Annotated in this window: 23 protein-coding genes; 14 read left to right on the top strand and 9 right to left on the bottom strand. The window is 59.6% G+C overall.

Annotation, left to right across the window (positions count from 1 at the left end):
* Positions 1-105 precede the first annotated feature (105 nt).
* Complete coding sequence (locus tag LC354_RS02835) at positions 106-987, top strand: sulfotransferase domain-containing protein (protein ID WP_223421322.1); 882 nt, start codon at positions 106-108, stop codon at positions 985-987.
* A 412-nt stretch (positions 988-1,399) separates the two neighbouring features.
* Here LC354_RS02835 and LC354_RS02830 read toward each other — a convergent pair whose 3' ends face one another.
* From LC354_RS02830 to LC354_RS02810, 5 genes are all read right to left on the bottom strand, one after another.
* Positions 1,400-1,987, bottom strand: coding sequence for a histidine phosphatase family protein (locus tag LC354_RS02830; protein WP_223421321.1), 588 nt, complete (start codon positions 1,985-1,987; stop codon positions 1,400-1,402).
* 124 nt (positions 1,988-2,111) lie between these two features.
* The gene (locus LC354_RS02825; RefSeq protein ID WP_223421320.1) at positions 2,112-2,861 is read right to left on the bottom strand and encodes a LuxR family transcriptional regulator; all 750 of its coding nucleotides are present in this window, start codon (positions 2,859-2,861) and stop codon (positions 2,112-2,114) included.
* Positions 2,858-3,301, bottom strand: a complete 444-nt coding sequence (gene aroQ, locus LC354_RS02820; RefSeq protein WP_223421319.1) for a type II 3-dehydroquinate dehydratase — start codon at positions 3,299-3,301, stop codon at positions 2,858-2,860. Before aroQ ends, LC354_RS02825 begins: the two co-directional genes overlap by 4 nt.
* A gap of 62 nt (positions 3,302-3,363) precedes the next feature.
* The gene (locus LC354_RS02815; RefSeq protein WP_223421318.1) at positions 3,364-3,840 is read right to left on the bottom strand and encodes a MaoC family dehydratase; all 477 of its coding nucleotides are present in this window, start codon (positions 3,838-3,840) and stop codon (positions 3,364-3,366) included.
* A complete protein-coding gene (locus tag LC354_RS02810; RefSeq protein ID WP_223421317.1) occupies positions 3,837-4,850 on the bottom strand; it encodes an NADP-dependent oxidoreductase in 1,014 nt (337 codons plus the stop codon). Before LC354_RS02810 ends, LC354_RS02815 begins: the two co-directional genes overlap by 4 nt.
* 26 nt (positions 4,851-4,876) lie before the next feature.
* Here LC354_RS02810 and LC354_RS02805 point away from each other — a divergent pair, with 26 nt between their 5' ends.
* On the top strand, positions 4,877-5,539 hold the full coding sequence (locus LC354_RS02805) for a histidine phosphatase family protein (protein ID WP_223421316.1): 663 nt from the start codon (positions 4,877-4,879) through the stop codon (positions 5,537-5,539).
* A gap of 17 nt (positions 5,540-5,556) precedes the next feature.
* Here LC354_RS02805 and LC354_RS02800 read toward each other — a convergent pair whose 3' ends face one another.
* Complete coding sequence (locus tag LC354_RS02800; RefSeq protein ID WP_223421315.1) at positions 5,557-6,549, bottom strand: NADPH:quinone oxidoreductase family protein; 993 nt, start codon at positions 6,547-6,549, stop codon at positions 5,557-5,559.
* A 142-nt stretch (positions 6,550-6,691) separates the two neighbouring features.
* Here LC354_RS02800 and LC354_RS02795 point away from each other — a divergent pair, with 142 nt between their 5' ends.
* From LC354_RS02795 to LC354_RS02740, 12 genes are all read left to right on the top strand, one after another.
* Positions 6,692-7,843 (top strand): acyl-CoA dehydrogenase family protein, encoded by a 1,152-nt coding sequence (locus tag LC354_RS02795; RefSeq protein ID WP_223421314.1) that lies wholly within the window; start codon positions 6,692-6,694, stop codon positions 7,841-7,843.
* Positions 7,840-8,949 (top strand): acyl-CoA dehydrogenase family protein, encoded by a 1,110-nt coding sequence (locus tag LC354_RS02790; RefSeq protein WP_223421313.1) that lies wholly within the window; start codon positions 7,840-7,842, stop codon positions 8,947-8,949. Before LC354_RS02795 ends, LC354_RS02790 begins: the two co-directional genes overlap by 4 nt.
* Before the next feature lie 13 nt (positions 8,950-8,962).
* On the top strand, positions 8,963-9,793 hold the full coding sequence (locus LC354_RS02785; protein WP_223421312.1) for an SDR family NAD(P)-dependent oxidoreductase: 831 nt from the start codon (positions 8,963-8,965) through the stop codon (positions 9,791-9,793).
* Complete coding sequence (locus tag LC354_RS02780) at positions 9,787-10,707, top strand: SDR family NAD(P)-dependent oxidoreductase (RefSeq protein ID WP_223421328.1); 921 nt, start codon at positions 9,787-9,789, stop codon at positions 10,705-10,707. The genes LC354_RS02785 and LC354_RS02780 overlap by 7 nt, the downstream gene beginning before the upstream one ends.
* Before the next feature lie 186 nt (positions 10,708-10,893).
* Complete coding sequence (locus tag LC354_RS02775) at positions 10,894-12,090, top strand: acetyl-CoA C-acyltransferase (RefSeq protein WP_223421311.1); 1,197 nt, start codon at positions 10,894-10,896, stop codon at positions 12,088-12,090.
* Positions 12,091-12,219: 129 nt separating this feature from the next.
* Complete coding sequence (locus tag LC354_RS02770) at positions 12,220-13,161, top strand: NAD(P)H-dependent flavin oxidoreductase (RefSeq protein WP_223421327.1); 942 nt, start codon at positions 12,220-12,222, stop codon at positions 13,159-13,161.
* A 1-nt stretch (position 13,162) separates the two neighbouring features.
* Positions 13,163-14,197 carry a phosphotransferase family protein gene (locus LC354_RS02765; RefSeq protein ID WP_223421310.1) on the top strand — a complete coding sequence of 345 codons (1,035 nt, stop codon included), beginning with the start codon at positions 13,163-13,165 and terminating at the stop codon, positions 14,195-14,197.
* 177 nt (positions 14,198-14,374) lie between these two features.
* On the top strand, positions 14,375-15,619 hold the full coding sequence (locus tag LC354_RS02760; protein WP_223421309.1) for a branched-chain amino acid ABC transporter substrate-binding protein: 1,245 nt from the start codon (positions 14,375-14,377) through the stop codon (positions 15,617-15,619).
* 152 nt (positions 15,620-15,771) lie between these two features.
* A complete protein-coding gene (locus tag LC354_RS02755) occupies positions 15,772-16,728 on the top strand; it encodes a branched-chain amino acid ABC transporter permease (protein ID WP_223421308.1) in 957 nt (318 codons plus the stop codon).
* Positions 16,725-18,014: a branched-chain amino acid ABC transporter permease gene (locus tag LC354_RS02750; RefSeq protein ID WP_223421307.1), complete on the top strand. Its 1,290-nt coding sequence runs from the start codon at positions 16,725-16,727 to the stop codon at positions 18,012-18,014. Before LC354_RS02755 ends, LC354_RS02750 begins: the two co-directional genes overlap by 4 nt.
* Positions 18,011-18,766 carry an ABC transporter ATP-binding protein gene (locus LC354_RS02745; protein ID WP_223421306.1) on the top strand — a complete coding sequence of 252 codons (756 nt, stop codon included), beginning with the start codon at positions 18,011-18,013 and terminating at the stop codon, positions 18,764-18,766. The genes LC354_RS02750 and LC354_RS02745 overlap by 4 nt, the downstream gene beginning before the upstream one ends.
* Complete coding sequence (locus tag LC354_RS02740; RefSeq protein ID WP_317849263.1) at positions 18,763-19,467, top strand: ABC transporter ATP-binding protein; 705 nt, start codon at positions 18,763-18,765, stop codon at positions 19,465-19,467. Before LC354_RS02745 ends, LC354_RS02740 begins: the two co-directional genes overlap by 4 nt.
* A gap of 52 nt (positions 19,468-19,519) precedes the next feature.
* On the opposite strand, the gene LC354_RS02735 is transcribed toward LC354_RS02740, so the two are convergent.
* Genes LC354_RS02735 through LC354_RS02725 form a run of 3 tightly spaced genes read right to left on the bottom strand, consistent with a single transcriptional unit; the run spans position 19,520 to position 21,443 of the window.
* Positions 19,520-20,113 carry a 2-hydroxychromene-2-carboxylate isomerase gene (locus LC354_RS02735; RefSeq protein WP_223421304.1) on the bottom strand — a complete coding sequence of 198 codons (594 nt, stop codon included), beginning with the start codon at positions 20,111-20,113 and terminating at the stop codon, positions 19,520-19,522.
* Entirely contained in the window at positions 20,113-20,838 is a 726-nt protein-coding gene (locus LC354_RS02730; RefSeq protein WP_223421303.1) for an SDR family NAD(P)-dependent oxidoreductase, read from the bottom strand. The genes LC354_RS02735 and LC354_RS02730 overlap by 1 nt, the downstream gene beginning before the upstream one ends.
* Positions 20,835-21,443, bottom strand: a complete 609-nt coding sequence (locus tag LC354_RS02725) for a glutathione S-transferase family protein (protein ID WP_223421302.1) — start codon at positions 21,441-21,443, stop codon at positions 20,835-20,837. Before LC354_RS02725 ends, LC354_RS02730 begins: the two co-directional genes overlap by 4 nt.
* Between the last annotated feature and the right edge of the window lie 87 nt (positions 21,444-21,530).

The raw sequence follows: 21,530 nt of genomic DNA, 5'->3' as shown, positions 1-21,530 counted from the left end.
ACATCACGCAATTTCCTGTCGATGATCAAACTGGCATCCGTCAGGCTGTGGATCGAGTTTTATGAGTCCGCTGCCTAGTTACACGAGTGTTCAGGAGGATCCGCAATGCGGCAACGAAAATTATATCTGGGGCCACTGACCGACAATCGCCGCTGGGACAAGGTTCGCATTCGTCCCGACGACGTTTTTGTTGTCACACCACCCAAATGCGGAACGACGTGGGTACAGACCATCGTTGCGCTGCTGTTGTCAGGCGATCCGGAGGTCGAGACCGAGCTTTCCGTCAAAATGCCCTGGGTCGATATCCGCATCCGCGAAATGGATGAGGTCGCAGCGCGGCTTGAGGCGATGACACACAGGCGCAGCATGAAAAGCCATACGCCGATGGACGGTCTGCCGTTGGACGACAAAGCGCATTACCTTTGCGTCTTTCGCCATCCGCTGGATGCACATTTCTCCTACCGCAAGCATGTGCGCAACATACCGATGTCCTGGTTCGATGGTTGGTATCCCGAGGATGATCCGGACGGCGTCACTTTCCGCCGCTTTCTGGATGGCGGGGCAGAGGGATTTGACGCCGATGCGATGCCGCTTGCCCATATCCTGCGCCACTACACCGCCGCAATCGCGCTTGCGGACCGACCAAATGTGACACTGCTCCATTACGCGGACATGACACACGATCTGCCCGCGACATTCGAGAAGATCGCGGCCCTGCTCGGTGTCTCGCATCCTCCGGAAGTCATGACGCAATTGGTCGCCGCTGCCCGTTTTGACAACATGAAGTCCAAGGCAGACCGATACGCGCCTTCCGGTGGCAAGGGATTCATGAAATCGGATTCGGATTTCTTTCACAGCGGTAGCAGCCAAAAATGGCTGGACAGCCTCACGACGGACGAACTGGCGGCTTACGACGCGATCATGAATGCCGCTTTGCCGCCCGAACAGCGAACCTGGCTGGAATACGGCTCTGCCGCAGGTGCCTGAACATCCTTGCGCTGCGTTCCAAAGTGTTTCGTTGAACCGAGGCAAAGATTGCGGGGTTGTGTTTGGGCACAACCCCGCTCTTTGTCTGCGTCCTTGGCCACGGGGATGAGACGCGTGGACGAGAGCAAAGTCCGACCCGCCACAGAGACCAATACCTGGGCGAGCCGGGTCCGGAAGAACCGGTTCGAACCACAGAGCCTTTGATATTGCAAAGGGTCTGATCCGATGTTCCCTGGCTAAAGCCACCACTCACGGAACATGATCAGCATGCAAGCTTACCTTGCGTAAATAAAGTCGGGGATTCCTTACCTATCGATCAAACATTCCAAATGACGTCCGGTAACACGTGATTTTGTTTCGTGTGACAGGCGGTCAGGGAGGGATCGCTGCGCTGAACACCAAAAGCGAGAAGTTAGATAAACGCTTCAATTGGCTGCCATTTTTGCAAAGGCTGCCGGGTGTCCCGGTCAAAGGTCATGACATTTCCGCCGCCACCCGGACCCTGATCATGGTCGCGCGAAATTGCGATGCCGGACAGCGCGCAAAACAGTAAAGTACCGACCGCACCATGCCCGACCACCACCAGATCACCCGGGGGTGAGTCGGCCAAGACCCGGTCGATACAGGCCACGATGCGCGCTTGCGCATCCGCAGCCGCTTCCCATCCCTCCACCGAGTCCAACGGGTTGGCGAAAAAGCGATCCGCCATGACCTTAAAGGCGTCCGGGGGCAGAAACCCGGTGGATGACCTGTCGTTTTCATAGCTGTCCTGCACAATCTGGACACTCAGACCCAAAGCCGCGGCAAGCGGGGCCGCGGTATCGCGCGCTTTGCGTTCAGGACTGCTGTAGATCGCGGTTGTGTCTGCCAAAATCAGCGGCGCACGTTCGCAAAGCGCTGCGATCCGCGCTTGACCCACGGCATTCAGCGACCATTCCGTCACGGGGATGTCCGCGTCAATCACGACTTGCGGATGGCTCAAATACAGCAACAGGGACATTAACGACCTCGGGTTTCAGATCCGTGCACCTGCCTTCGTGCTATTGCCTCAGCACGGGAACGCCGCTGGGCCGGACATAAGGGGACACAGCCCCAGGAACAGTTACATCAACTCTGGCGCCAAATCACGCCTCCAGAATGAACATCTGGTTGGCAAAGGCGGCCTTGAGCACGGCCTGCGCGGTGGTCTCAACCGCAAGGGCCTCACGGGCCAACCGCAGGTGTTTTTCCACCGTCGCCGACGTCAGACCCATGAGAATGGCGGTGTCTTGCATCGTCTTGCCGTCCCCGACCCATTCCAACGCTTCGCGCTGGCGCTTGGTCAGGCCCCGGTTCGGTCCATTATAGGGCAGGGTGAGGATCTTGAGATGGGCCACATTGTTCATCAAGTGGATGTCCGTGCCATGCTCGGCCCACATCTCGTCCACCTCAGCTTGTGTCATGCCCGGTTTCGCCGTCAGTGCAATCGCACCCTTTGACCGCGCCGAAACCGCTTTGAAACTGATGGTGTAACCCGCCGTCACGCCCATGGAATGGTTGAATTCCAAAACCCGTTTTTCCGCCGGGGTCAGGGTTTCGGATGACCGCATCTGGGCCAGCATGCCCCAGCTTCCGGCCCCTTCGTGGCTCAATGCCCAGTTCACCATCGGAGCGTGAACATAATGCTGCTCTCCGAGGAACACGTCGGTGTACTCGCGCGCGTGATTTGTGAGGATGATGAAGTCTTCGGGATCGCCCAATGATGTGCTCGACCGGTAGCGGGTAAAGCCATAGATCAGCCGGTCAAAGCCATATTCGTTCATTTTACGCGTATGGGCATCCCATAATTCTTCGATTGTCTGGCAGTTCGAGAGGCGATGTAAAAAACTTTTCATCTCCTGGTCTCCAAATGTCCGATCATTGCGTCCATGGCCAGAATATACCCCGCCGCGCCAAAGCCGCAAATAACACCCACCGCAACCCGCGCGATATAGCTATGGTGGCGAAATTCTTCGCGGGCGTGCACATTGCTCAGATGCAATTCAATCGTGGGCACCTGGGTGCCCGCAATGGCATCATGGAGCGCAATCGACGTGTGCGTGTAAGCCCCGGCATTTAGAATGATACCGTCATGGGTGCCCTTGGCCGCCTGAATCGCATCGACCAGCGCCCCTTCGTGATTGGACTGCACACAGGCGATATCGACACCTTTGGCCGTGGCATGGGCGCGGCAGTTCGCTTCGACATCGGCGAGCGTATCTGCGCCGTAGATTTCGGGTTCGCGCGTGCCCAACAGGTTTAAGTTCGGGCCGTTAAGAATAAGCAATGACGTCATATTAATTCACCTAATGATAGAGAGGTGTTAGCGACTTTGCCCCGTATCTGTCCAGTATCGCGTTAGGAAGTTGCGCCAAAGACGGCAAGACCAAGCCAATCGGCAACAAGCGCGGGTGTTTCCTGGCCCTCGATCTCGATGGTCAGCACCGTTTCGCGCAGCAAATCCGTTTCATTGCGTTGTGTCACACCGGATAGGGTAAAACGCCCGCGCAGCCGGCTGCCCGCACGCACCGGTGACAGAAAGCGCAACTTGTTGAAGCCATAGTTGATCCCCATCACCTGACCCGGTTCCAGATCGAAACAGTCATAGGCAAAGCGGCTCGCAAGGCTGAGCGTCAGAAACCCATGTGCGATTGTACCCCCAAACGGGGTTTCGCGGGCAGCGCGCTCCGGATCAATGTGAATCCACTGGTCGTCATGGGTGGTTTCGGCAAACTGGTCGATCATGGGTTGATCGACGGTGATCCAGTTGGACACGCCGACCTCTTGCCCGATCTGCAGCTCCATGGCGGCCTTGGCGGCAGCGATCGGGGTCATTGGCTGCCCTCCGGGTCCGGGCCGACGCGGACCATGCGTTTGCCCCGGTTGTCGCCGTTCAGCAGGCCGATCAGGGCCTGTGGTGCATTTTCCAGCCCCTCGACCACATCTTCGATCACTTTGATCTGGCCCTTCGCTACCCATGTTTGCAAGGCGCGGATCGCCTTGGCGTCGTCCTTGGCAAAATCCATCACGATGAATCCCTCCATTCGCAAACGTTTGACCACCAACATGCCCGGCAAGTTGCGCGGGCCAACGGGCGTGGTATTTTCATATTGGCTGATCGCGCCACAGCAGACGATGCGTCCGCGTTCATTCATCAGCATCAGGGTGGTCTCAAGAATCTCGCCACCCACATTGTCGAAATAGACGTCGATGCCGTCAGGGCAGGCGGCGCGGAGCGCTTTGAACACCCCGCCAGCGCGGTAATCGACGCAAGCGTCAAAGCCCAATGCGTCCGTGACGAAACTGCATTTTTCCGGACCGCCCGCAATGCCGACGACACGGCAGCCCAGGGCCTTGCCGATCTGGCCAACGTAACCACCGACTGAGCCCGCCGCCGCAGAGACAACAATGGTTTCTCCCGCGAGCGGTTTGCCGACACTCAAGAGACCATGAAACGCCGTCTTGCCCGCGATTCCATACACACTGTGCAGATGGGTCAGAGGCCGCACAGGCGGCAGTTTTTGAACCACGCGTGCAGGCAATGCGACGTAGTCGGCCCAGACAGTTTCAGCGGCAACGATGTCGCCGGGGGTCAGGCGCGGTGACCGGCTCTCCATCACTTCGCAGATGGCATATGTGGGCATGACATCGCCCGCCTCAACCGCTGCGCGGTAGGTCGGCCCGTTCAGCCAGCCGCGGTTGGCCGCATCAATGCTCATCAGTATGGTGCGCAGCAGCACTTCGCCCTCGGCAGGGTCCGGCGTGGTTGTGTCCTCAAGCCGGAAATGCTCCGGCATCAGCGTACCTTGCGGCAATTCGGCCACGACGATCTGGCGGTTGGTCACGGGGCAACTCCTTGATATGAGGGGGTATGACGCAAGAATACCGCCAACCCGTTTATACGCCACCTGCAGGGGCAGCTGATATTTTTCTGATCCGACACGGAGAAAGCGCGCCTGCACGCTCCGGCGTCAGTTTTCCGATGAAGGACGGGCACGGCGATCCGGCGTTGCATCCGCAAGGGGAACGGCAGGCCGTCGCCGTGGGTGAGCGGCTGAAAAACGAAAATTTTGGCAAGCTTTACGTAACCAAATTGGTCCGGACGCATCAAACGGCGGCACCTTTGGCGCGCCATCTTGGCATGGTTCCGGTTGAGCAACCCGACCTGCACGAGGTGCATCTGGGCGACTGGGATGGCGGTCTTTACCGGATCAAGGCAGCCCAGCGCGATCCGGTCTATGCCCGCGTTACGCAAACGCAGGACTGGTCGCATATTCCCGGCGCGGAAACGCGCGACGTCTTTTTTAACCGGGTGCGGCGCGGCTTGATGCAAATCGCTGCGGCTCACCCGGATGAACGGGTCGCGGTCTTTGTCCATGGCGGGGTCGTCGGTGCGGCCCTGGCGATAGCGACGGGGTCCGAGCCCTTCGCGTTTCTGGGCGCGGCCAACGGGTCGATCAGCCGCCTCGTCATTCACGGTGAACGCATGATCGTGCGGGGGTTCAACGACGTGAGCCATCTGGGTCATCTCTAGCGTCGCCGCGCATGGCCTCACGTGGTCAGCACCACTTTGCCCAGCACTTTGCGATCCGCGATGAGGCTCAGTGCCTGTGCCGCGTCCTGCATCGGAAAGCTGGCGGAAATGCGGGGCTTGATCTGACCTTTGGCATACATATCAGAGAGCTCTGCCATGTTTTTCATGTGACCCTTGGGGTCTTGATGGATCGACGCCCCCCAGAACACACCCACGATCTGGCAGGATTTGAGCAAGACCAGATTGAGCGGAATTGCCGGAATGCCTGCCGGAAAGCCCACCACCAGAAACCGCCCGGCCCAGGCCATGGACCGGATCACAGGCTCTGCATAGGCGCCGCCAACTGCGTCATAGGCAACATCGATGCCACCGGGCCCTGCGATTTTCTTGATTTCCGCTGACAGCGCCTTTTGCGCGGCGCGGTCCATCTCGCGCGGGTAGATGATGGTTTCGTCCGCACCCAGATCACGGCAAAAATCAGCTTTGTCTTCTGAGCTGACCGCAGCAATAACCCGCGCGCCAGCGGCCTTGCCCAATTCAATGGCCGCCGCGCCAACACCGCCCGCAGCCCCCAAAATCAACAAGGTTTCATCCGCCTTGATCTCGGCCCGGTCCTTGAGCGCATGATGCGACGTGCCATAGGTGAACACAAAGCACGCCGCCTCGTCGAATGGCATTGCGTCTGGAATTTGCTGGCACGCGGTCACCGGAACACAGATGCTTGTCACAAAGCCGCCAAAACCGGGCATCGCCATCACCCGATCGCCCACGGCCCAACCCTCAACCCCGTCGCCGACCGCGTCAATCACGCCCGCCACCTCACCACCGGGGGCAAAGGGGCGCGGAGGCTTGATCTGGTAGAGATCCTGAATGATCAACGTATCGGGAAAATTCACACCCGCCGCTTTTACGGCGATCCGAACCTCGCCCCGTTTCGGCATTGGATCGGGCAGTTCCGTCCATTCCAGCGCGTCGGGACCACCGGGGGCTGTGCTCAGCATGGCTTTCATATTTTGTCCTTCCTTGGGCGGCGTGACGTTACGGCAGGGATGCATTGTCTGCGCCTTTGTCACATCCTGCCTTGAGACACCGTTGCAGGTAAAGCCGAAGGGCACACGACGTGACGGAACCATGTGGTGACGGGAGGCATGCATGGACGATGAACTGGACAATTTCCGCTTGGAAACAAGGGCATGGCTGGAGGCCAATTGCCCGTCCGAGATGCGCGATGGCGCAAAGGGCGAAGATGCCATTTGCTGGGGTGGCCGCAATTGGGTGTTTTCATGCGAAGCGCAAAAACTGTGGCTTGAGCGGATGGCGGCCAAAGGCTGGACGGTGCCCACTTGGCCGCAAGCGTACGGCGGTGCCGGACTGACCCGCGCCCAGGACAAGATCCTGACCGAAGAAATGCAGAGCATGGGTGCGCGTCTGCCACTGCAAAGCTTTGGCATCTGGATGCTGGGGCCCGCGCTTTTGCATTTCGGCACGCACGAACAAAAGCTGGCCTATCTGCCGCCCATCGCGCGCGGAGAGATACGTTGGTGTCAGGGGTATTCGGAGCCGGGTGCGGGCTCGGATCTGGCCAGCGTGCAGACCCGGGCCGACATTGACGGTGACAGCTACGTGGTCAACGGCCAGAAGGTCTGGACGTCATACGCCGACAAGGCCGACTGGATATTTGCGCTGGTGCGCACCGACCGGGATGCGCCGAAACACAAGGGAATCTCCTTTATCCTGATCGACATGACGACGCCCGGTGTCTCGACCCGGCCGATTCGGCTGATCTCTGGCCAATCGCCGTTTTGCGAGACGTTTTTCGATGATGTGCGCACCCCGCGAGCGCAACGGGTGGGCGAAGAGAACCGGGGCTGGGATGTCGCCAAATACCTGTTGAACCACGAGCGCGAGATGATCTCGGGCGGCGGCGGGGGATTGCTGGGCGGGCGGCCTCTTGGCGCGATGCTGGCCGCGACAGAGGGTGGTTTGACGGACGCCACGCTGCGCGCGGAAGCGGTGGCCTGCGAAGTCGATACGCTGGCGATGGCGCTGACCCTGGAACGGTACAAGGATCAGGCCGAAACGACTGAAATCGGCGATGCTTCAGCCATGCTGAAATATGCGGGAACCGAATTGAACAAACGTCGGTACGAACTGATGATGAAGGTCAGGGGGGCAGATGCTTTGAGGTGGGATGAGGGCGACGCCGAAGATTGGCTGCGGACCAAGGCCAACTCGATCGAAGGCGGCACATCCGAGGTGATGCTGTCGATCATCTCGCGCCGTGTTCTGGGACTGCCGGGATGAGCCTTTTGCCAACCGAAGACGAGATCATGCTGGCCGACACAGCCCGCGGTTTTCTGGACGCCGCGGCCCCCGTCAGCCATTTACGCGGCCTGCGCGATGCGGGCATGACGCATGATCCGGCGCTATGGGCAGAGATGGTCGCGATGGGTTGGGCCGGTGTCTTGGTGCCGGAGGCGCAAGGCGGTGCAGACATGGGCCACGCGGCGGCTGGCGTTCTGGCACGTGAGATGGGTCAGACCCTTGTGTCCTCACCGTTTCTCAGCACAGCCGTGATGGCCGCAACGGCCTTGCGACAAGTGGCGAACACACGCGCAAATGACGCCCTCCGCCAGATCGCCGACGGCACGCGCATCTATGCACTGGCCCTCGACGAAGCCGCGAAACACGATCCGGCAAAGACCGAGCTTCAGGCGGAGGCTGATGGCAACGGATTTCGCCTGACCGGGGCCAAGACGTTTGTGGTCGATGGCGGTTTTGCCGACCGGGTTCTGGTCCTGGCGCGCACAACGGGCGGCTTGACCCTGTTCGATCTGCCGACCGACCGGAAGGGCATCACGCGAAAGACCCAGGCAATGATCGATAGCCGGGATGCGGTCGATCTGGATTTTGACGCGGTCAGCGCAACAGGCGATGATGTCTTGGGTCATGTGGACGACGCCATGACTGTGCTGGCGCCCGCCCTTCACGCCGGGCAAGCCGCGCTCGCCGCCGAAATGACCGGACTTGCCGCACGGGCTTTGGCCATGACCGTTGGCTATCTCAAAGAGCGCAAACAATTCGGTGTTCCCATTGGCGCATTTCAGGCACTTCAACATCGGGCCGCACATCTCTGGTCTGAAACGGAAATCACCTCGAGCGCAATACTGAACGCAGGCCGTGTTCTGGACAGTGGCGACGATGCCACGCTGGCCGTGAGCCTTGCCAAGGCCCGCGCCACCCAAACCGCCCAACTGGCGGTTCAGGAAGGTGTGCAAATGCACGGGGGTATCGGAATGACGGATGCCTTTGATATGGGGTTCTATATGAAACGAGCGCGCGTCTCTGCCGAATGGCTTGGCGACTACAGTTATCACGCGGAACGCGTTGCCCGGCTGCGCGGCTTCTGAGAAAGGATCAGACATGACACCTGACACTCTGTTTTCACTGCACGGCAAGACGGCTCTGGTGACCGGAGGTGCGACTGGCATCGGGCGCATGGCCGCCACCGGGTTGATGATGGCCGGTGCGCATGTACTGATTGCCTCGCGCAAGGAAGATGCCTGTATCGCTGTCGCGCAAGAGCTGAACGCCATGGACGCGCCGGGATCGGTCGAGGGGTTCGCGGGCGATGTCAGCACCGAGGCCGGGATTGATGCGCTTGCCAAAGCTACAACCGAACGGACGGGCAAACTGCACATTCTGATGAACAATGCCGGCATCACCTGGGGCGCGCCGATGGGCCAGTTCCCGCATCACGCGTGGGAAAAAGTGATGAACGTCAACGTTGCGGGCCTGTTCCACCTGACACAGGCGCTGTTGCCAACACTGATCGCGACGGCCACGCCCGAGGATCCGGCGCGGGTCGTCAATGTCGGCTCGGTGATGGGCGAGGCGGCCCTGGGGGACGGGGCCTATAGCTATGCCGCGTCGAAGGCGGCCGTGCTGCACCTGACCAAGATCATGGCCAAGGAGCTGGCGCCGCATCACGTCACGGTCAACGCCCTTGCCCCTGGACCATTTGTCAGCCGGATGACCGCCTTTGCCACCGCCGATGAGGGCATGCGCGAAAAGGTCGGGGCGGATGTGCCGCTGGGTCGCGTGGGCCGGGATGAGGACATCGCCGGCTGCATGCAGTTTCTCTGTGGTCTCGGCGGCAGTTACCTGACCGGAGCGGTCCTGCCGGTCTCCGGCGGCATTCAGGTGATGAGCGGGCCGAACCTGTTTCGCTCGGCCCTCGAGGGAAAATCATGATCCGCTTTGAGGATCGCGTCGCTATCGTGACCGGCGCCGGGGTCGGGTTGGGCCGATGCCATGCACTGGGTCTGGCCGCGCGCGGAGCCAAGGTCGTTGTGAATGATCTGGGGGTCGGTCCGGATGGCCGCGGGCAAGGTTCGGACGCGGCGCGCCGCGTCGTATCGGAGATTGAGGCCGCAGGCGGTGAGGCGATGGCCCACGGTGCGGATGTCTCGGACGCGGATCAGGTTGCGGATATGGTGGCGCAAACCATGGCGCGCTGGGGTCGGATCGACATCCTGATCAACAATGCGGGCATCTTGCTGGACAAGACATTCGCCAAGATGCCGCTCGCAGATTTCCGCAAGGTGGTCGACGTGCACCTGATGGGCAGCGCCACCTGTTGCCACGCGGTCTGGCCGATCATGCGGGCGCAAAAATACGGACGGATCGTGCTGACATCCTCTGGCTCGGGACTTTATGGCAATTTTGGCCAGTCGAATTACGGGGCCGCAAAAGCGGCGATGGCGGGGCTGATGAACGTCCTGCACCTCGAAGGCGCGCGCGATAACATCCGGGTCAATACACTTGCGCCCACAGCGGCAACACGGATGACAAAGGATTTGCTGCCCGAAGCGGCTCTCGACCTTCTCAAACCCGAAACCATCACACCGGGCGTGCTGTACTTGGTCAGCGAAGATGGCCCCAGCCGCACGATCCTGAGTGCCGGCGCCGGAACATTCGCCCAGACTCGCATCTACGAGACGCAAGGCCACTTGATCGAGGGCGATATCACGCCCGAAGCGGTCGCAAGTCACTGGGCGCAAATTACGGACCCTTCGGATCAAGAAGAACTGCAAGATGCATTTGCCCAAACCCGTAAATACGCGCTGCGTGCCGCACAGGCCAAAAACATCAAGCTGGACTGGTAAAGCATTGGCGATCATTCCTCTCTTGGCTAAAAGTATCCCGGGGGTCTGGGGGCTGGCCCCCAGTAAAGGCTCGGTTTTGGGGCTGACCCCGAGTAAAAACTCCGTCTGGGGGCTGACCCCGATAAATCTTCCCTACCGAGGCCGATCTCCCGATTCTGACTTTTCATGACACAAGGACACATACTCATGCGTGACGCCGTTATCGTCTCCACTGCCCGCACGCCCATCGGCAAAGCCTATCGGGGGGCATTCAACGCAACAACACCGCAAGCCCTTGCGGCACATGCCATTTCCAACGCGGTGACACGCGCGGGTCTGGATGGGGCCGAGGTGCAGGATGTGGTCATGGGGGCAGCACTTCAGCAAGGTCACACTGCGTCCAACATCGCGCGGCAGGCGGCGATCCGGGCCGGGTTGCCCGTGACCGTGGCAGGCATGTCGCTGGACCGGCAATGCGCGTCCGGCATGATGGCGATTGCGGCAGCCTCCAAGCAAGTGGTGCAAGACGGGCAGGACGTCGTTATTGGCGCGGGCGTCGAAAGCGTGTCGATGGTCCAGACACCCGAAATGCGCGCCCATGCCGATCCGTGGCTCAAGGCACGCAAACCCGAGATTTACATGACCATGCTGGAGACCGCGGAAACGGTTGCAGCCCGTTACGGCGTCACCCGCGAAGAACAGGACCGTTATGCGGTGCAATCCCAGGCCCGGACGGCGGCGGCACAGTCTGCGGGCAAGTTCGATGACGAGATCGTGCCGATGACGACTGTGATGAAAGTACAAGATCGCGAGACCAAGGACATCTCGGACCATGAAATCACGCTTGAAAAAGACGAAGGCAATCGCCCCGGCACGACCTACGAGAACATTGCAGGCCTCAAGCCCGTGTTCGCCAATGGCCTCCACTTGGCGCAAGGTGAATTCATCACCGCGGGCAATGCATCGCAGCTCAGCGACGGAGCATCGGCGGCGGTCGTGATGGAGGCGAGAATGGCCGAAAAACGCGGTCTGGCACCCCTGGGGCGCTGCGTGGGTGTGATCGCGGCAGGCTGCGAGCCGGACGAAATGGGGATCGGCCCGGTCTTTGCCGTCCCGAAACTGCTTGAGGTCCACGGCCTCAAGATGGACGATATCGGTCTTTGGGAATTGAACGAAGCCTTTGCCGTGCAAGTGCTGTATTGCCGTGACAAGCTTGGCATTCCGGACGAACTTCTCAACGTGAATGGCGGCGCGATTTCCATTGGGCATCCTTACGGAATGTCAGGCGCGCGGATGGTCGGGCATGCTTTGATCGAAGGAAAGCGGCGCGGTGCAAGGCATGTGGTCTGCACCATGTGCGTCGGCGGTGGCATGGGGGCTGCAGGCCTGTTCGAAGTGCTTTGATCGCAGTTTTTGCGGCATCTGTCGGAGCCTCCGGCGGGGATTTTTTGGAACAGAGAAGAATGGACCAGTGCTTTGACTAACCGAACGGACGGCCATTTGCCTGACGCTTTGCAGGGGTTGCGCATTCCGATGATTGCGGCGCCCTTGTTCATCATTTCGGTACCCGAGTTGGTGATTGCGCAGTGCAAGGCCGGCATCGTCGGTTCGTTTCCGGCGTTGAATGCCCGCGAGGCAGAAGGCGAGCCTCCTTTGCTTGAGCTCTGGCTGACCCAGATCAGCGAAGAATTGGATCGTCACAATCAGGCCAACCCGGACAGGCCCGCAGCGCCCTTTGCCGTCAATCAGATCGTGCACCGCTCCAACACACGTCTGGACCGCGATCTGGAGATTTGCGCGCGTCACAAGGTGCCGCTTTGGATCACGTCCCTTGGCGCCCGGGTCGAGGTGAATGAGGCCGCCCATTCCTGCGGCGGCATCGTGTTACACGACATCATCAACAATACCTTTGCCCGCAAGGCGATCGCCAAAGGGGCGGATGGTTTGGTCGCCGTGGCCGCGGGCGCCGGTGGCCATGCAGGCCAGCAATCGCCCTTTGCTCTGATCGCTGAAATTCGCGAGTGGTTCGACGGGCCTTTGGCGTTGTCGGGCGCTATTGCCACGGGCGAGGCATTGCTGGCTGCGCGTGCACTCGGGGCGGATTTCGGCTATGTCGGGTCACCGTTCATTGCCACGGAAGAAGCGAATGCGCAGACGGACTACAAGGAGATGATCGTGCAAAGCGGCGCCGAAGATATCATTTATTCTTCACTTTTTACAGGCGTTTGGGGGAATTACCTGCGTGGGTCCGTCAAAAATGCAGGTATGGACCCGGACAACTTGCCTCAGGCAGATGCGTCGTCGATGAATTTTGCGTCCGGATCGTCCAAACCCAAGGCGTGGAAAACCATATGGGGATCGGGGCAGGGCATCGGGGCCGTGAAATCCGTCGGTTCTGCGGGGGCCATAGTGGATCGCATGGCTGCGGAATACGCTCTGGCCGGACAGCGCGTGGCCCAGGAATTCAGGGACTGACATGACCGATACCCAGACACTCGATACCAATGTCGTCTCCGCCTACCTCAAGGACAAATTGCCGGGGTTTGACGGGCCCGTCACAGCACGTAAATTTGAAGGCGGTCAGTCGAACCCCACATTCCTTTTGATGACGGGAGCGGGCGACTACGTGCTGCGCCGCAAACCACCGGGTCAATTGCTGAAATCCGCACATGCCGTTGACCGCGAATTCCGGGTGCAACGCGCGCTTGCCGGTTCCGATGTGCCTGTCGCGACGATGCATGTGCTCTGTCAGGATCAAAGCGTGATCGGATCGGATTTCTATGTGATGGATCACGTGGCGGGCCGGAATTTCAATGAACCCACCATGCCCGAACTGGACAATGTGGGACGCGGCGCAGTGATCGAAGATATGAACCGGGTGCTGGCCGCTTTGCACGCTGTGGACATCGACGCGGTTGGGCTTGGCGACTACGGCCCCCCCGGAAACTACCTGGAACGACAGGTCGGGCGCTGGACCAAGCAATATCGCGCCTCCGAGACCCAAACGATCCCAGCCATGAACACATTGATGGACCGTCTCGCAGCCGAGATGCCCACCGATGACGGGCAGCGCACGCTGGTGCACGGAGACTACCGGATCGACAATCTGATTTTTGAGGCTGAAGGCACACGCTGTCTGGCTGTTCTGGATTGGGAATTGAGCACGATCGGCCACCCGTATGCCGATCTCGCCTCGGTCATCATGCAATGGCAACTGCCAGCAGGCAGCGACGGGCGCGGCCTGCAAGGTGTGGATCGCGCCGCTTTGGGTCTGCCCAGCGATGCGGAATTCATTGCAAATTATTGCCAACGGCGCGGTTTGCCCGGCATAGACAACTTTGGCTTTTATCTGGGCTTTTGCTTTTTCCGCATGGCTGCCATCATTCAAGGTGTGCTGAAACGGGCGTTGGATGGCAATGCATCGAACCCGGAACGCGCGATGAAAGTCGGCGCATATGTGCCCATTTTCGCCGAAAATGGCCTGAAATCTCTAAATAGTACGCACTTATAAAACCTTGCAGGCATAACCTAATGCATTGAGTGAAGCTGAGGCGCGCCGTGAGACACGTATGAAGAGTGCTTGCGACGCTTGACTTATTGCTCTGGTGTGTAACGCTGCGGACATCCCGGCAGACAATCCGCGCGACAAACGGCGCACGCGCCGGGCACATGTTCTAGGGAGGAACTCATGCGCAAATCCATCACGCTTGGCGTGGCTGCAGCACTGACTCTGAGCGTCAGCAGCTTTTCCGTCGCCGCAGATACCATAAAGATCGCCTTCATCGACCCGCTGAGCGGCCCCTTTGCGGGCACCGGCGTCAACGGATTGCATCAGTATGAATTCGCCGCTGAGGAATTGGTCAACAAGAAGGGCGGCGTTCTGGGCGGCGACATGTTCGAGATCGTGGCCTTTGACAACAAGATCAGCCCAAAGGAATCGCTGATCCAACTTCAGGTCGCCATCGATCAGGGCATCCGCTACATTGCGCAGGGCAACAGTTCTGGTGTGGCCAATGCGCTGACGGAGGCCATCGACAAACACAACCGCCGCAACCCCGAAGACCGTGTCCTGTTTCTGAACTACTCGGCCGTCGATCCCGCGCTGACCAATGACAAATGCAACTTCTGGCACTTCCGCTTTGACGCGAATGCCGACATCAAGATGGACGCACTCACCGACGTCATCGCCGAGGATACCGGCATCACAAAGGTCTACATCATCGGGCAGGACTATTCCTTTGGCAAAGCCGTCGCCGCCGCCGCCGTACGATTCATTGGTGAAAAACGTCCTGATATCGAGATTGTCGGAAACGAGCTGCACCCGATTGGCAAGGTCAAGGATTTCACCCCTTACAGCCGCAAGATCATGGCTGCGGAAACGGACGCGATCATCACGGGCAACTGGGGCGCGGATATGCTCGGTCTGGGGAAATCGGTCCTCGAAAATGGCTACGAGGGTCCGATCTTTACCTATTACGCCGCGGCCGACGGCATCACGGCCGCCTTTGGTGAAACCGGCGAAGGATCGCTCAGACTTGTCGCTGAGGGCCAGATCAATCCGCCTGCCAGCGACGCCGCAGCCGCCTATTACGAGTCTTTCAAAGCCAAATATCCCGACGGTAACATCAGTCAGGCCCGGATCACCAACGTGATCGAGATGCTGGCCAAGGCGATCGAGGAAGCAGGTACAGCTACGGATGTTGTGCCAGTCGCCTATGCCTTGGAAGGGATGGAGCACGAAAGTCTCTGGGGCGGCAGCGTTAAAATGCGCGAAGTTGATCATCAGTTGATCCAGGATGTCCACATCCACGCGCATACAGGCGATGATATCACCTTCGACTACGACAATTCCGGCTTTGGGATCAAAGTCGAAAACACGGTAACCATGGCCGCGATGGACAGTCCAACCACCTGCAACATGCGCAGGCCCTGAGGTCCGACAGGTCGGCGCGCGCTCAACCGTGGGCCGACCTGTCGCGTTTCTCCTGGCTTGAAATATCCCGGGGGAGTCCAAAGGACGGGGGCAGAGCCCCCCCAAAACATGTTGTGGCGCAGCCGCATTCGGATCAATTCGGGACAGCTCAAATGGATCTCATCCTTGTCAATCTTATCGACGGACTGGTCACCGGACTGTTGCTTTTCATGCTGTCAGCCGGCCTGACGCTGATCTTTTCGATGATGGGCGTGTTGAACTTTGCCCATGCCAGTTTCTACATGTTGGGCGCCTATTTTGCCTTTCAGATCAGCATGGCGCTTGGGTTCTGGATGGGTCTGCTGCTCGCGCCCCTGATCGTGGGCGTCTTGGGGGCGGGGGTGGAACGCTACGGGCTCAGGCGCGTGCACCAATACGGCCACGTTCCAGAACTGATCTTCACCTTCGGGCTGGCCCTGCTGATCGAAGAACTGGTGCAATTCATCTGGGGCAAGAACCAGATGCCTTATGAAGCGCCGGAGATCCTGCAATTCACCGCCTTCGCCATCGCGGGCAATTCCATTCCGGCCTACAAGATTTTCATGATCTTCATCTCGGTCATCATCTTCATCGGTCTGCTCTGGGTCCTCACACGGACCCGGGTGGGGATGATCATTCAGGCAGCGCTGACCTATCCCAAGACGGTCGAGGCCCTTGGCCATAATGTCCCGCTGATCTTCATGGGGGTTTTTGGCGTCGGCACGGCGCTGGCAGGCGTCGCCGGCGTGATCGCAGGCCCGGTTCTGGGTACTTTCCCCGGCATGGCCTTCGTGCTGGGCTCCATTGTTTTCGTCACCATCGTGATCGGCGGGCTTGGCTCGCTCTGGGGCGCGCTTGTCGCATCGCTGCTCATTGGCTGGATGACGACCTTCGCCAAATCCTACAACCTGCGGATGGAAGACCTGCTGACCTGGCTCGGATTCACCAAACCGGAAAACATCTGGGACAGCGCGTGGCGGGACCTCTGGACAATCACCAGCCCGCAGATCGCCGATATCCTGCCGTATATCCTGATGGTGCTGATCCTGATCTTCCGACCCTACGGGCTGTTTGGAAAGCGTGACGCATGAGCGATCAACAGGCCAGGAAACCCGCACAGCCGCTGCAGGCAGGATCGATCGCCTTGCCGATGATACCGTGGGGGATCGCGGCGGTCCTGCTCTGCATCCTGCCGTTCATCTTTACCAACAATTCCGCCATCACGATCATGAACCAGATGGCCATCACGATCATCTTTGCGCTGGCTTACAACATGTTGCTGGGGCAGGGCGGCATGCTGTCCTTCGGTCACGCGGTCTATGCTGGTGTCGGGGGATTTGCCTGCATGCATATCATCAACTCGGGTGATTTCTTCTCCGGCCTTCCCTTGCCGGTTCTGCCGATTTTCGGCGGCCTCGTGGGGATGTGGCTGGCCATTATCGTGGGCGCGTTTTCCACCCGCAAGGCGGGCACGGTTTTTGCCATGATCAGCCTTGGCGTCGGCGAATTGATCGCAGCCTGCTCGGTCATCATCGTTGTGTTCTTCGGTGGAGAAGAAGGGGTTTCGGGCGACCGGACCTACGGGTTGCCCTTCTTCGGCGTCGAGTTTCTGCAGCAGATCGAAGTTTACTATCTGATCGCCTTCTGGCTGATGCTGTCGGCCATTCTGATGTATCTTTATTCGCGCACCCCGATGGGCCGGATGGCCAATGCGGTGCGCGACAATCCCGAGCGGGCCGAGTTTCTGGGCTATTCCGCGCGCTGGGTCCGGTTCTACAGCTTCGTCGCGTCCGGCTTTTTCGCAGGTATCGCGGGTGCGCTCTTCGCCATCAACTACGAGATTCTGACCGAAGAAAACCTCAATACCACCCAATCCGGCATCATCCTGCTGGTGACCTTCCTTGGCGGCGTCGGGTTCTTCTTTGGTCCGATCCTTGGCGCGATCGTCTTCACGCTGGTGCAAACGGTGCTCAGCCTCCAGACCGAACTTTGGGGATTCTACCTCGGCATCATCTTTGTGGCGACGGTCATGTTCTTTCCCGGTGGTCTGGCCGGCCTGATCATGATGCATGTACCGGCCCTCAGGCTGGGCAAATTGGGCCGTCTTGGCGTGCCATATCTCAAAACGCTGCTGCCCGCGGCCATCGGCGCACTGGGCGCAGCCGCGCTGGTCGAAATGATCTTTCACGTCCGCCATGCCCCCAACGGCGATCAGGAGATGACCCTGTTCTGGACGACATTCGACAGTCACACGATCCTGCCTTGGGGGATTGCAACCTTGGTCACCGTCGTGGGGTTTGGCATCATGCGTGCCACGGCACCGGCACTGGTCGAGGCCTGGAACGAGGCCAACACCCCGGATGGAATGTCGGAATGACCGCAGCGCTTGAACTGGACGGGCTGAAAAAGTCCTTTGGCAAGACCGAGATCATTCGCGGTGTTGATCTGTCGATTGGCACCGGCGAACGCCACGCCATCATCGGGCCGAACGGGGCCGGGAAATCCACACTTTTCAATCTGATCACCGGGCGTTTTGCCCAATCAGGGGGGGCTATCCGCCTGCATGGCACCGATCTGGCTGGCAAGGCCCCCTTCGAGATCAACCGCATGGGGCTCAGCCGGTCGTTTCAGATCACCAATATCTTCCCCAAGATGACCGTGTTCGAAAACGTGCGTTGCTCCCTGCTCTGGGCGATGGGCTATCGCTATAATTTCTGGTCGATGGTGGGGCGCAGCCGGGCGCTGACGGACGGGGCAGATGAAATCCTTGAACAGATCAACCTGACCGCGCGGCGCGATCTGCCTGCCGGTGTGCTGAGCTATGCCGAACAGCGTGCGCTTGAGATCGGGATCACCATTGCCGGCGGCGCTGACGTGATCATGCTGGATGAACCCACCGCCGGGATGAGCCATTCGGAAACGGACTATATCGTCGATCTGATCCGCACCGTGACCGAAGGCAAGACGCTGATCATGGTGGAACATGACATGGGCGTGGTCTTTGGTCTGGCCGATCAGATCTCGGTGCTGGTCTATGGCGAAATCATCGCCACCGGCACGCCCGAAAACGTACGTGCCAACGCCCGGGTGCAAGAAGCGTATCTTGGCACTGCGTTGGAGGATCACTGATGCTGACCGTCACGGATTTGCATGCGTATTACGGCAAGTCCCATATTCTGCAGGGCGTGGACTTGCAGATTGGGGAAGGCGAAATTGTCGCCCTTCTGGGCCGCAACGGTGTGGGCCGGTCCACGACATGCAAAGCTGTGATGGGTGAGGTAGAGCCGCATGGCTCAGTCATATTCAAAGGACAGGAGATTGCAGGCAAGAAAGCCTTTGAGGTGGCCAATCTCGGAATTGGGTATGTCCCGGAAAACCGCGATATTTTCCCCGGGCTGACCACCCGCCAAAACCTGATCCTGGGGCTGAAGCCCGGGCAAAAGGACGGCACGGGCCGCTGGTCCATGCAGGACATGTTCGAGATGTTTGAAAACCTGGACCGACGGGCGGATGTCGAAGCCTCGGTGCTGTCAGGGGGCGAGCAACAGATGCTGACGATGTGTCGGACCCTGATGGGGGATCCCGATCTTGTGATGATCGACGAGCCCACCGAAGGGTTGAGCCCGCAGATGGTGCAAAGGGTCGCCGAGTTGCTGCAGGAGATTGCGCGTCGCGGCATCGCGACGCTGCTGGTGGAGCAGAAGCTCTCCATCGCGCTTGATATCGCTCACCGGGTCTATGTGATGGGGCATGGCAAAGTGGTGTTTGAAGGCACGCCTGCGGAACTGAAGGCGCGCGAAGACGTCCGCAAGGAATGGCTCGAGGTCTGAGGGGCGCGGAAACCGACACGGTTTCCGGCCGTTTTCCGATGATCGGAAAACGCTAGCTCAACCGCCACTCCAGATCGTTCAGCGCGTCCTTTCCAAAAAACATCTCTTCGTTCAGGAACATCGTGGGAGACCCAAAGACACCCCGCGCCACGGCGGCCGTTGTCGCGTCGACCAAAAGGCCTTTGACTTCCGGGATTTGTGTGGCCGTAAGGATATCGTCCGCCGGCAATTCCGCGTCCAGCAGCACCTCCATGACCACCGCCATATCCGACATATCGTTCCCATCCACCCACATGGCCTTGAAAACGCGATCGATGTAGCGTCGCTCCCAAGACTTGCCCGATGCAAAGCTGGCCCCACGCATCACGGCCAACGTGTTGACGGGAAAGTGCGGATTCCAGGCGAATGGCACGCCATGTCGTTCGACAAACCGATCCAGTTCGACCCTCAAATACTCATTTCTTCCTGCCACGTTTTCGAAGGTGATCATCGGTGCCTGATTGTTCGTGGCTTTGAACACCCCACCCAGCAAGACCGGGCACCACAAGACGTCTGCGCCATGCCGGGCAGCGATGTCTGGCAAAACCTGATGAACAAGGTAGGCATTGGGGCTGCCAAAATCATAAAGGAATTCAATCGTCTGCATTACCATGTCTCCTTGTAGGGACGGATATCCATTTCAAATGTCCAAGCATCGCGCGGTTGATGCGCCAGCGCCCAATAGGTTTCGGCCACAGAGGCCGGATTCATCAATGTATCCGCTTCCAGCGCGGCGGCATCCACCCCACGTCTTGCCAGGATCTCGCGCACCCATTCCGTGTCTATCGCGGCATCAATGACAACGTGCGCCACGTGAATGCCTTGGGGACCAAGTTCACGCGCCATGGATTGCGCCAAATTCCGCAACCCTGCCTTGGCGGAGGCAAATGCCGAAAACCCGTTGCCACCCCGCATGGACGCCGTCGCACCGGTGAAAAAGATGCATCCCGTGCCCCGAGGCACCATCGCCGTCGCAGCGGCGCGCCCCGTCAGAAACCCGCCAAAACAGGCCATCTCCCAGACCTTGCGAAACACCCGCGCTGTTGTGTCCCGGATCGGGAACCGGACATTTCCGCCGACATTGAAAATCACCACGTCCAGCGGCGCGACCGCTTCCGCCTTGGCAAAAACGTTCTGAACACTGGCTTCGTCACGCGCATCCATGCTGTGTCCAAAGGCTTTGCCGCCCGCTTGGTTGATATCCTCCACCAGCGGTGCGAGCGCCTCCCCCCGTCTGCGCCCCATCGAGACGGTCCAGCCCCCTTGTGCAAAGCGTCGCGCGATGGCCGCGCCCACGTAATCGCCGGCCCCAACGATCAGGATATGGCTCACAGGCTTTCGGCCTTCTGCAAGGCCGGGCGGGCAGCGAGCCGCTCAATGTAGGCGGCCAGATTTGGCAAAGCCTCAAGCGGGACACCAATGCGCTGCGCCGACATCACGGCCGAGCCTGTCATGATATCCGCCGCCGAAAAGTCGCGCGCCAGGTAGTCGCGTCCCTCAAGCGCGGCATCGACGGCCATCATCATTTGACCCAGCAATTTCAGGGCGCGTTTGGCATGCACCTCGGACTGCCGTTCGGGCGGCAGGAAAAACGTCTCGACCATATAGGAATTGATCGGCGGCATGATCATCCCTTCGGAATAATGCAGCCATTGCAGATAGGCCGGAAACTCAGCGCTGTGCGGGGCAGGGCGGAAGCGACCGTCGCCGTGCCGCGCCAGCAGATATTCGAGGATGGCACCGCTTTCCATGATGGTGACTGCGCCGTCTTCCAGCACCGGTACGCGGCCCATTGGATGCACTGCCCGATATTCCGGTGCGCGCATCGCGGGATCCCCCAGCGCAAAACTGTGCACCTCATAGTCGAGCCCCATTTCTTCGAGCAACCAGGCCACCCGCAACGCCCGGCTTTTGGGCGCATAATAGAGCTTGAGCATTCATCTTCCCCTCTGACTTTCCCTGACAAGGTACGCGGCTCGGTTTTACCTTGGCAAGGCTGATGGGCAGGCTATCGTGCCACAAGC

This window comes from Tateyamaria pelophila (assembly GCF_019966495.1).
Classification (GTDB): domain Bacteria; phylum Pseudomonadota; class Alphaproteobacteria; order Rhodobacterales; family Rhodobacteraceae; genus Tateyamaria; species Tateyamaria pelophila.
The sequence above is the reverse complement of the archived record's forward strand: the minus strand, read 5'-3'. Positions and strand labels throughout refer to the sequence as shown.